The 11090-nt window shown below is 58.1% G+C and carries 11 protein-coding genes; 4 read left to right on the forward strand and 7 right to left on the reverse strand.

All coding sequences use genetic code 11. From position 1 onward, the window contains the following. Window positions 1-1008, reverse strand: a complete 1008-nt coding sequence (gene moaA / locus AC2FH2_RS09765) for a GTP 3',8-cyclase MoaA (protein WP_142634932.1) — start codon at window positions 1006-1008, stop codon at window positions 1-3. A 90-nt stretch (window positions 1009-1098) separates the two neighbouring features. Here moaA and AC2FH2_RS09770 point away from each other — a divergent pair, with 90 nt between their 5' ends. Then, the gene (locus AC2FH2_RS09770; RefSeq protein WP_496689738.1) at window positions 1099-1515 is read left to right on the forward strand and encodes a hypothetical protein; all 417 of its coding nucleotides are present in this window, start codon (window positions 1099-1101) and stop codon (window positions 1513-1515) included. Here AC2FH2_RS09770 and AC2FH2_RS09775 read toward each other — a convergent pair. Genes AC2FH2_RS09775 through glmU form a run of 4 tightly spaced genes read right to left on the reverse strand, consistent with a single transcriptional unit; the run spans window position 1503 to window position 5914 of the window. Further along, complete coding sequence (locus AC2FH2_RS09775; RefSeq protein WP_496689739.1) at window positions 1503-2192, reverse strand: DNA alkylation repair protein; 690 nt, start codon at window positions 2190-2192, stop codon at window positions 1503-1505. The two genes, AC2FH2_RS09770 and AC2FH2_RS09775, sit on opposite strands and share 13 nt — an antisense overlap. Beyond that, window positions 2189-2734, reverse strand: a complete 546-nt coding sequence (locus AC2FH2_RS09780; RefSeq protein WP_496689740.1) for a pyridoxamine 5'-phosphate oxidase family protein — start codon at window positions 2732-2734, stop codon at window positions 2189-2191. The genes AC2FH2_RS09775 and AC2FH2_RS09780 overlap by 4 nt, the downstream gene beginning before the upstream one ends. 3 nt (window positions 2735-2737) lie before the next feature. Beyond that, complete coding sequence (glmS, locus tag AC2FH2_RS09785) at window positions 2738-4558, reverse strand: glutamine--fructose-6-phosphate transaminase (isomerizing) (protein WP_142634924.1); 1821 nt, start codon at window positions 4556-4558, stop codon at window positions 2738-2740. 3 nt (window positions 4559-4561) lie between these two features. Further along, window positions 4562-5914 (reverse strand): bifunctional UDP-N-acetylglucosamine diphosphorylase/glucosamine-1-phosphate N-acetyltransferase GlmU, encoded by a 1353-nt coding sequence (gene glmU / locus AC2FH2_RS09790; RefSeq protein WP_496823402.1) that lies wholly within the window; start codon window positions 5912-5914, stop codon window positions 4562-4564. A 134-nt stretch (window positions 5915-6048) separates the two neighbouring features. On the opposite strand from glmU, the gene AC2FH2_RS09795 reads away from it, so the two are divergent. Both AC2FH2_RS09795 and AC2FH2_RS09800 read left to right on the forward strand, forming a co-directional pair. Continuing rightward, a complete protein-coding gene (locus AC2FH2_RS09795) occupies window positions 6049-6720 on the forward strand; it encodes an HAD-IA family hydrolase (RefSeq protein ID WP_496713055.1) in 672 nt (223 codons plus the stop codon). 40 nt (window positions 6721-6760) lie between these two features. Next, window positions 6761-7951 (forward strand): DegT/DnrJ/EryC1/StrS family aminotransferase, encoded by a 1191-nt coding sequence (locus AC2FH2_RS09800; RefSeq protein ID WP_271950215.1) that lies wholly within the window; start codon window positions 6761-6763, stop codon window positions 7949-7951. Here the strand turns inward: AC2FH2_RS09800 and AC2FH2_RS09805 are convergent, their stop codons facing one another. Then, complete coding sequence (locus AC2FH2_RS09805) at window positions 7952-9022, reverse strand: Hint domain-containing protein (protein ID WP_496689743.1); 1071 nt, start codon at window positions 9020-9022, stop codon at window positions 7952-7954. It abuts the gene before it with no gap. Between the two features lie 176 nt (window positions 9023-9198). On the opposite strand from AC2FH2_RS09805, the gene AC2FH2_RS09810 reads away from it, so the two are divergent. Further along, entirely contained in the window at window positions 9199-10362 is a 1164-nt protein-coding gene (locus AC2FH2_RS09810) for an isovaleryl-CoA dehydrogenase (RefSeq protein WP_271950212.1), read from the forward strand. A gap of 52 nt (window positions 10363-10414) precedes the next feature. Here the strand turns inward: AC2FH2_RS09810 and AC2FH2_RS09815 are convergent, their stop codons facing one another. Next, window positions 10415-11020 (reverse strand): OmpW/AlkL family protein, encoded by a 606-nt coding sequence (locus AC2FH2_RS09815; RefSeq protein ID WP_271950306.1) that lies wholly within the window; start codon window positions 11018-11020, stop codon window positions 10415-10417. Window positions 11021-11090: the final 70 nt, after the last annotated feature.

Raw genomic sequence — 11090 nt, forward strand, 5'->3', positions numbered from 1 at the left:
TCAGCCGCCCGTATGGCTCATATGGCGGCTCATCTTGCCGTCGACCGCCTGGCGGGAATAGTCGAAGTCGTGGCCTTTGGGCTTAAGATTTATCGCCGCGCGGATGGCCTGTTCCAGCGGCGCCTCGGTATCGAGATGATCTCGCAGGGGGGCACGCAGATCGGCCATATCCTCTTGCCCCAGACACATATACAGCTCACCCGTACAGGTCAGGCGGACGCGATTGCAGCTTTCGCAGAAATTATGCGACAGCGGTGTGATAAAGCCGATCTTCTGGCCCGTTTCTTCAAGCCGCGCATATCGCGCTGGTCCACCAGTGCGTTCTGCCAGATCGGAGACGGTATAGTGGCTTTCATATTCCTTGCGGACATCCTTGAGCGACCAGTACTGATCCAGACGGTTCTCGTTCCCGATATCGCCCATCGGCATCACCTCGATCCAGGTCAGATCCATGTCGCGCTCAGCGCACCATTGGGTGATTGTTGGAAGTTCGGCCTCGTTGAACCCCTTCAGGGCCACAGCGTTGATCTTGACCCGCAGGCCAGCCTTTTGGGCAGTATCAATTCCGTTCAGAACCTGTTTCAACCGGCCCCAACGGGTGATCTGGCTGAATTTCTCATCATCCAACGTGTCCAGCGACACATTCACCCGGCGCACGCCCGCCGCATAGAGATCGTCAGCAAAGCGATGCAGTTGTGAGCCATTGGTTGTCAGCGTCAGCTCTTTCAACGCGCCGCTGTCCAGATGCCGGGTCATGGCATTGAAGAATGACATGATGTTTCGGCGGACCAGCGGCTCGCCCCCGGTGATGCGCAGCTTTTCCACGCCCATCTTCACGAAGGTCGTGCACATACGGTCCAGCTCTTCCAGCGTCAGCAGATCCTTTTTCGGCAGGAACTTCATGTCTTCGGACATGCAGTAAACACAGCGAAAATCACAGCGATCCGTAACGGAGACGCGGAGATAGGTGATGGCACGTGCGAACGGGTCGATAAGCGGAGCTGTCATGAGTCATACGTAAAGCGGCGACTGGCCTGCGACAAGCCTGAACTGTGCTTTGTGCTGGCACAGTCCTGTGAGGGGGGCTAAGTTCAGGCCATGAAATACGCTCTGCTGACCATTTGTATCCTTGTTGCGGGCTGTGACACTGTCCGCTCGACAACTGATCGGGTTTTCGGTCGCGACAAACCCGCGGCTGAACCAGAGGTCGCCGCGGAAGCAGACGTTGCCGAATCCGTTCCGGTCCCCGCAACCGCCGCTGGTTGGGTTGGTGCCAAGACCACCATTGCCAGCTTAGGTGATCCGACAACGCCGGGACGCTGGATGGAAACGCCTTTGGTCGAGACAGAGTTCACGGGGCGCGTTGTCGTGTCTAGAACAGGGGCGCAGGCCTATATCACGCTGGTCCCGGCCCGTGGGCCCGAAAGCGGCGGCAGCAGGCTGTCGCTGGATGCGATGCGGGCGCTGCTTTTGCCTTATGACGAACTTGTCGAGCTGGAAGTTTATTCCAACTGACCTTTCAGATATTTGCCAGCTTCACGCCGGGCAAAGGGCTTCATGGCCGCACTATGGTCGCGCAGAAAGTTAACCACTCGGTCCGCGTCATGTTTCGACAGCTCGCGCAGCCACCATGCGATTGCTTTCTGGATGAACCAGTCACGGTCAGACACATAACCCGCTGCCCAGCCAAGAATACGGTCGCGCCGGTCCAGATCATCTGGCTTGGGGTGGTTCTGTTTGGTCCAGGGCAGGGTGGCAACCAGCGCGGCGCGCCGTGTCCACATGTGGTCTGACGCGGTCCAGAGTTCGACCTGATCCAACCGCTCCGGGTCGGCGGACAAGCGTTTCTGCATCGCCATACAGGCGTGATCCGCCGCCGCCCAGGCATCAAAATCAGGCAACCAGCTTTGCAGCAATGCCCAAGCAGCCTCATCGGGGCGGATACGGGCTTGGGTCAGCAACTTGGCTGCGGCAAGACGGCCCTCGTGGATATCGGTCTGCCAGAGGGCGTCAGCCAGATCCACCCGCGCAGCAACGTCCAGTTCCTGTCGCCATAGTTTGGTCAGGTCGTTCAGAACCGGATTTGCAACGCCCAGATAGAGGCGTTCGACCTTGTGATAAGCCGCCATCTGCACGGCGCGCTCTGGGTCGGCATGGGCGCGGATCTGGTCAAGATAGGTGACGGGCGTCATAGGTCCGCAGCGCGTGTTGGCTTGCCGTCGATCGTCTGATGGTTCCGCTCAACCCAATAATCTCGGATATCGTCATCGGACTTACCGTCGACCCATTTCTGCATCGTGTCCCGTTCGGACAGGTATTCCATGAACGGTACGGCATACCCGCAAGAGGTTTGAACCATGTCAATCGCAAGGTCATAGATCTGGCGGGCGCTGCGGTGGTCGGGAAACAGCCCGGCCAATGCGTCCCAGCCCTCGTCCCCGGCATGCAATGTACGCGCGGTGCCATAGGTCCGCAGGATCAGCGGGCGCGTGGTGAAGGAACACCACATGAGGGTCATGCGATTGACCTCCAGCAAATGCCCGGCGGTTTCATTGCCACTGCCGGTCAGGTTCATCCAGACAATCCGATTGGGCCCCAGTACCCGCAGCGAGTCCATCCCTTTGGGAGAGATATTGACCCGTCCTTCATGTCCGGCGGTGCCGACGAAGAACAGATGCTGATCCTCGATAAACTTGCAATGGGCGTCATCCAGCGCCGGAAATTGCTTGGACATGCGTCACTCCACCGTTACGGATTTCGCCAGATTGCGCGGCTGGTCCACATCCGTGCCCTTGGCCACCGCCGTATGATAGGCCAGCAACTGAGCGGGCACCGAATAGAGGATCGGCGCAAGGCTGGGGTGCACATGCGGCATGCGGATCGTGCTCCAGACCCCGTCTTCCGCCTCGGCGATGCCGTCATCATCGGACACCAGGATGACTTTACCCTTGCGTGCCATGACCTCTTGCATATTCGACACGGTTTTGTCGAACACCGTGTCTCGCGGGGCCAGAACCACCACGGGCATGTGTTTGTCGATCAGGGCAATGGGGCCGTGCTTTAGCTCACCCGAAGCATAACCTTCGGCATGGATATAGCTGATTTCCTTGAGTTTCAGCGCCCCTTCCATCGCCAGCGGGTACATCAGGCCGCGTCCCAGAAACAGAACATCGCGCGCCTCGGACAAGCGCTGGGCGGATTTCCTGATGGCCCGGTTCTGATCCAACGCGGTGTTCAGCACCGAAGGCAGCCCGCGCAACGCGGCGGCGTGATCGGCAAGTTCCTCGTCGCTCAACGTGCCACGGTCCGCGGCAGCCTTGAGCGCCAGCATCAGCAACACGCTCAGCTGACAGGTGAAGGCTTTGGTCGAGGCGACGCCTATCTCAACCCCGGCATGGATCGGCAGGGCGATGTCGCTTTCACGTGCGATCGAGCTTTCTGGAACATTGACGACTGAGACGACCTTGTCCGCTTTGCCGTCGCAATACCGCAGGGCGGCCAGCGTGTCGGCGGTTTCACCCGATTGGCTGACAAACAGCGCCATAGTGCGTTCCGGGATCGGAGGTTCACGATAGCGAAATTCGCTGGCGATATCGACTTCGACCGGTATTCTGGCAAGTTGCTCGAACCAGTATTTGGCGGTCAAACAGGCGTAGAAAGCGGTCCCGCAAGCGACCATCGTCAGACGGTCCAGCTTGGTGAAATCCAGATCCCCCGGCAGAACGACCTGATCCCCGGCAGAGGGCAGGTAGGACCGGATCGCCTCGGCAACCACAATCGGCTGTTCCGCGATTTCCTTGGCCATGAAATGCTTGTGCCCGGCCTTGTCGGCGCGGCTGTGATCCACTTTGATCTTGCGGGTTTCGCGATTGGCAAGCTCACCTGCTTCGTTGCGGATTTCCAGCGATGTGCGGGTCACAACCGCACGGTCACCTTCTTCCAGATAGGTGATGCGATCCGTCAGCGGCGCTAGCGCGATGGCGTCCGAGCCGACAAACATCTCTCCGTCCCCGTGCCCGATTGCCAGTGGCGAGCCTTTGCGCGCGGCCACGATCAGGTCATCTTCGCCGTCAAACAGAAAGGCCAGGGCAAATGCGCCGACCAGCCGGTCGATGGTTTTATAGGCGGCTTCAACCGGGGGCAGCCCTGATTTGAGGTAATGTTCAGCCATCAGGGCGACGGTTTCCGTATCGGTTTCGGTTTCGAACCCGATCCCGTGTTCCGCCAGCTCTGTCCGCAGCTCTCGATAGTTTTCAACGATGCCGTTGTGAACAACGGCAACCGGCCCGGCCCGGTGGGGATGCGCATTCGAAACTGTCGGCGCGCCATGGGTGGCCCAGCGGGTATGGCCGATACCGGATTTACCGGGAAGCGGGTCATGCACCAGCAGGTCGCTGAGGTTTACCAGCTTGCCTACAGCCCGACGCCGACCCAGGGATCCGCCATTGACCGTAGCAATGCCTGCACTGTCATACCCCCTGTATTCCAGCCGTTTTAGGGCCTCGACCAGGATGGGGGCAGCTTCGTGCTTGCCCAATACGCCTACAATCCCACACATCTGTCAGGCTCCTTTGTCGCGACGAGCCTTCTTCGCCGTCAACATGTCAAACAATTTACGCGCATAACCGGGCTTGTTGTCCTGCTTGGCGCGCGCAACGGCCAAAGCATCCGCTTCCACATCGCGCGTCACCACGGTTCCGGTGGCCGTCATCGCGCCGTCACCAATGGTGACAGGTGCCACCAACATGGTGTTCGATCCGACAAAGACGTTCTGGCCGATGGTTGTTTGGTGCTTCATTACGCCATCGTAATTGCAAGTGATCGTACCCGCGCCGATATTCGTCGCCGCCCCAACCGTTGCGTCCCCGATATAGCTGAGATGGTTGACCTTCACGCCTTCGGCGATCTCAGCATTCTTGATCTCGACAAAATTGCCGACGCGGGTGTTTTCTGCCAGCTCAGCGCCGGGGCGCAGGCGGGCATAGGGGCCGACGATGGCGCCGCGGCTGACATGGCAGCCCTCAAGATGAGAAAATGCCCGGATCGTCGCGCCGCTTTCCACCGTGACACCGGGGCCAAAGACCACATTGGGTTCTATCACTGTGTCGCGGCCAATGACGGTGTCGGCGGCCAGATAAACGGTTTCCGGCGCCATCAGCGTGACCCCCAGATCCAGCAGATCGGCGCGGGCACGGGCCTGAAAAACCGCATCCGCAGCGGCCAGGTCAACGCGCGAGTTCACACCCAACGTTTGTGCCTCGTCACAGGCGACTGCGGTGACATTCAGGCCACGGGATCGGGCGATTGCCACGACATCCGGCAGGTAGTATTCACCGGCGGCATTGTCATTGCCGACGTCGTCGATCAGCGAAAACAGCAATTCAGCGTCACAGGCCAAAAGGCCAGAATTACAAAGTGTTATATCGCGCTCATTATCCGAGGCGTCTTTGTATTCGACGATGCGTTCAAGGGCCTGTCCGTTCATGACCAACCGGCCATAGCGTGCAGGATCTGCGGCCTCAAAACCCAGAATAACCAGATCGTTCTTGGCCCGCGCTTCGATCATACGTTCCAACGTATCGGGTTGCAAAAAGGGCGTGTCCCCGTACAGAACAACCACGTCGCCGTTGAAACCCTGCAGCGCTTCGCGCGCCTGTGCGACAGCATGGGCGGTGCCCAGCTGTTCGGCCTGAATGGCGATTTGTGCGGTCTCGTCCTCGGCCAGGGTTGCTTTGGCAACGGCTTCGGACCCGTGCCCGGTGACAATGACGGTCCGCTCGGGCGACAGAACAGCACCAGCGCGCATGGCATGGACCAGCATAGGCGCCTGAGCAATCGGGTGCAGGACTTTCGGGATATCCGAATTCATCCTGGTGCCTTTACCGGCAGCAAGGATGACAAGGGCGATACTCATGAAATCGTTTTCTCTTTGTGTTTTGTTGCAGTCCGTTTTATCCGCTGAGGGTAAAGTCGCAAGCGGTTCAGCCATCAAACTAGATTGCCGTTTGCAACAAGACGTGGCGAAAACCCGCCGAGGCAGGAGGCGTAATGCGAACAGTCATCTTTGATCTGGACGGGACACTGGCGGATACTTCCGGGGATTTGCTGGAGGCCGCAAACCATTGTTTTCGCGATATGGGGCACGGCGATGTGCTGGTCCACGGGCAGGATGCTGGCATCGCTTTGCGTGGTGGGCGGATGATGCTGACCCACGGTTTGAAGCGGGTTGGGGCCTATGACGAGCAGGCTGTTCACGCTTATTACCCGATGCTTTTAGAGGCGTACTCGGAGGCGATTGACACCCATACCCGGTTTTATCCAGGCGCTCTGGACGCGGTTGGAAAGTTGAAAGAGGCCGGCTATGGCGTTGGTATCTGCACTAATAAACCCGAGGCTCTGGCACATCAGCTGCTGACCCAAATGGGTGCGCGCGACCGGTTCGGCTCACTCGTCGGTGCGGATACTTTGCCGGTTCGCAAACCCGATCCGGAGCCCCTGCGTGAAGCTGCCCGCCGGGCAGGTGGGCACCCGGATCTGTGCGTTCTGATCGGGGATTCCGACACCGACCGGAATACGGCGCGTGCTGCAGGTGTACCTTCGGTGCTTGTAACATTCGGGCCATCTGGCGACGACATGGCTGCGCTGAAACCCGAAGCGCTGTTACATCATTTTGATGACCTGCCGAAACTTGTTTTTGATTTGGTCGGAGCTGCAGCCTGACCCCTTGACCCCGGCCCATCGCGGCCTCAAGAGCGAAAAGATGACTGAGAAGTTTACTGGCAATTTCACCCAGCAGGAACCAATCCCGGATGAGGCGATCGAGGCGGCTCTGGCCGTTTTGCGTCATGGCCGGCTGCACAGATATAACGTGTCGCCCGGCGAACTGGCCGAGACCGCCCTGTTAGAACAGGAATTTGCCGCGCAGACCGGTGCAAAATACTGTCTGGCGGTCTCCTCGGGCGGCTATGCACTGGCGACAGCATTGCGCGCCATAGGGGTGCAGCCCGGAGATACGGTTCTGACCAACGCTTTCACCCTGGCACCGGTGCCGGGGGCGATTGCCTCGATCGGAGCCAAGCCGGTATTTGTCGGTGTGACCGAAGCGCTGACGATTGATCTGGATGATCTCGAAAGCAAACTGGATCAGTCTGATGTGCTGATGCTCAGCCATATGCGTGGGCATCTGTGCGACATGGATCGGTTGATGCAAATCTGCGATGCCGCCGGTGTGGCCGTGATCGAAGATTGCGCGCACACGATGGGCGCCGCATGGCGCGGGCAAAAATCCGGACGGCAGGGCGTTATCGGGTGTTATTCCTGCCAGACCTACAAGCACATAAATTCCGGTGAAGGCGGGTTGTTGATTACCGATGACGAGGAACTGGCTGCCAAGGCGACGGTCCTTTCAGGATCCTACATGCTGTATGAGCGCCACCTTGCAGCGCCGGGCCCGGAGGTGTTCGAGCGGATCAAGTACACCACGCCCAATGTCTCAGGGCGCATGGACAATTTGAGGGCCGCGATCCTTAGGCCGCAGCTTCGCAATCTGGAACAACAGATTGACCGGTGGAATGAGCGCTATGTCGAGATCGAAAAAGGGCTGCGCGGCACGCCGGGACTTACCATTGTCGAACGGCCCGAGGCGGAAACTTATGTGGGCTCGTCGATTCAGTTCTTGCTGCTGGACTGGTCACCCGAACGGATTGCTCTTGTGATGCAGCGCTGCGCGGCGCGTGGTGTGGATCTGAAATGGTTCGGCGGAGCAGAGCCCACCGGGTTTACTTCGCGCTATGACAGTTGGCGATATGTGGAAAGCGCGCCTCTGCCTGCGAGTGACCGCATTTTGACCGGGATCATGGATATGCGGGTGCCATTGACTTTTTCACTGGATGATTGCCGGTTGATCGCACGGATCATTCGCTCCGAGGTCGGCGCGGTGTTCCAATCCTGATCACATTTCCTGTGATTCGAGCGGGGATTTTTGGTTCTTCCGCAGCCGCTCGACCAGTCGTTTTTGCAGCCGATTTTCAGGGATCGGATAAGACGGCACTGTATTCTGGGCTTCCAGCAGATTTGGAAGGATCATTTGGATTTCTTCGCGGGCCTGCGCCGTAACGGATGCCAGCGACGTGTCGGTCAGCAACAGGCTTTCGCTCGGGGCGCCATTTGCAAAAACGATTTCGTGATTGTCGAACAGCAGGTGGTAATACACAACCTGATCAAGGCTGTTGTCTATCTCGATTCCCGGCAATTCCGACAGCTTGATGGCCGCGACCAGCACATCCGGCGATCCGAACATGCGCTGCGCCACCGCCGAAGAGATTTGCATTCTGTGCTGCCGGGAAACCAGAAGATCCTGTTTCGGCAAACCGTCCCCTAATGCGGATTTCGCGATTCGAACCGGTTTCAGGTTTGGATTGATTGCCAGATCGGTTGCCGAAAGATGCCGCTGTCCGATCCATCTGACAGGTTTCAGCCCCGATCGGGTCAGCACAAGATCACCTTCACGCAAGGTTTCAACGGGATGTTCCCCGAGTTCCGTCTCGATCAGGGTGCCCTGACAAAAACACACCAGTAACTCGATGTTATCGACAATGGCGCCAAGGCTATCATTAAGGCCAAGTTCGGTAAGGCGCAGGGTATAGTCACCGGCGGAAGGGAAATCGACCTGCATGGTGAATGTGGAAAAGCTGTTCGCAGTCGGCAGAACGGTCATCGAGGCGATAACGACGCCGTTGCTGTCCAGAATCTCGACTGTAAATCCTTCGCTGCCTGCATTTGAGTTAGATGCCGTCCTAAGTGCGGAATCCAGGCTAAGCTCGCCGGATTTGGGGTCATCCAGCGTAAACGTTTGCTCCATCACCGTGACTTGGCTTGCGTTGCCATCCATTTCGGCCACACGATTCGATGAACCATTCCCGAGATAGGCACCCTCAGTGTGGTCAGCTTCGATATCCGTACCAGACCAATTTGCGGAACCGCTATTAAAAGTACCATTTACGATGACATTGGTTGGGGCCATTCGCAGAATCCTTGAAGCAAAAAAACTTAACGGCTTAGGCGATCTAATCGTCGAGTATGGTGAATTTGTGACGCTCCGGATCGGCTCGCGGGTGAACCTTTTTCGGTCAGCGCTTGACCCGGGTTCATGGTCATGGCAGATTATTTGAACAATCGTTCATTTACTGGGAGAGTTCGATGTTCACGGCGGCCATGCAATTCGATCTGGGTGAAGATGTGAACGCACTGCGTGAAATGGTGCATCGCTGGGCGCAAGAGCGGGTGAAGCCGATGGCCGCGAAGGTCGATGCCTCGAACGCGTTTCCCAATGAACTTTGGCGCGAGATGGGTGAGTTGGGCCTGCTAGGAATTACAGTGCCCGAGGAATATGGTGGCGCGGCCATGTCCTATCTGGCTCATACCGTCGCGGTTGAAGAAGTGGCGCGGGCCTCTGCCTCAATCTCATTGTCATACGGGGCGCATTCAAACCTGTGCGTCAATCAGATCAAGCTGAACGGCAGCCCCGAGCAAAAGGCGAAATATCTGCCTCGGTTGATTTCCGGCGAACATGTGGGCGCGCTGGCCATGTCTGAGGCGTCCGCCGGATCAGACGTCGTTTCGATGAAGCTGAAGGCGGAAAAGCGCAATGATCACTACCGGCTGAACGGAAGCAAATACTGGATCACGAACGGGCCGGACGCGGATACTCTGGTCGTTTACGCCAAGACGGATCCTGATGCTGGATCCAAAGGGATCACCGCCTTTCTGGTCGAAAAAGAGATGACGGGCTTTTCGACCTCGCCCCATTTCGACAAGCTGGGCATGCGCGGATCAAACACGGCGGAATTGATTTTTGATGACGTCGAGGTGCCCTTTGAAAATGTTCTGGGCGAAGAGGGTAAGGGTGTCGCGGTTCTGATGTCAGGGCTGGATTACGAACGCGTTGTGCTCGCCGGGATCGGAACTGGAATCATGGCCGCCTGTCTGGACGAAGTCATGCCGTATTTGGCCGAGCGCAAGCAGTTCGGCAAACCGATTGGCAGCTTTCAGCTGATGCAAGGCAAGATTGCTGACATGTACACGGCCATGAATTCAGCCCGGGCTTATGTCTACGAGGTCGCCAAGGCCTGTGACCGCGGGGATGTGACCCGGCAAGATGCGGCAGCGTGCTGTCTGTATGCTTCGGAACAGGCCATGACGCAGGCCCATCAGGCAGTTCAGGCTATGGGCGGCGCGGGGTTCCTGTCGGATTCGCCGGTCAGCCGCATATTCCGCGACGCCAAGCTGATGGAAATCGGCGCCGGTACCAGCGAAATCCGCCGGATGCTGATCGGACGGGAACTGATGAACGAAATGCTCTGAGCAAAAAAACGCCCCGCCGACGAGGTAACGGCAGGGCGTTCTGTGTAAAGGATCAGAAGCGGTGAACGTAGGATACGCCGACCAGCCAAGGATCGATTTCAGCTGTGCCGATATCGGTGCCGTTCAGTTTGACGTCCGAGTCGATGTCGAACCAGCGTACGTTCAGACGAACAGCGCCTTTTTCGGTGACCATATAGTCCAGACCGGCCTGCAGTGCGAGGCCGACCGAGTTGTCGAGCTCGAGATCACCCAGAGCCGATTTTTCGTCGAAGAAGATGGTATAGTTGATGCCCGCGCCGACATAGGGTTTCCAGACCGAGTTGGTCGGGAAGTGATAGTTCAGCGACAATGTGGGCGGCAGGTGTTTGACGGTCCCTGCGTCGAGGCTGCCACCCAGTGTGACCTCATGGCTGAACGGTGTGGCGGCCAGCAGCTCGATACCCAGATTATCCCGAACGAAATACTCGGCAGTAAAGATCGGGCGTGTGTCGGAATCGACATCTGCATCCAGCCCGGCGAGGGATCCATTGTCGGATTTCGGGTCGAGATAGCCGACACCGACACCAACGGTCCAGTCGCCCTGATTTTGGGCGAAAACGGGCGCAGCAAACGCGACGAGCGCGGTCGAAAGGGTCAAAGCGGCGAGTTTCTTGGTCATTTTACGGCCTTTGGATTTGTTGATGACCGGGTTTTGCATGAAGCAAAGCCCGCCGACTCTGATCTGCATC

The sequence above is a fragment of the Ruegeria sp. YTSA105 genome (genome assembly GCF_059610225.1).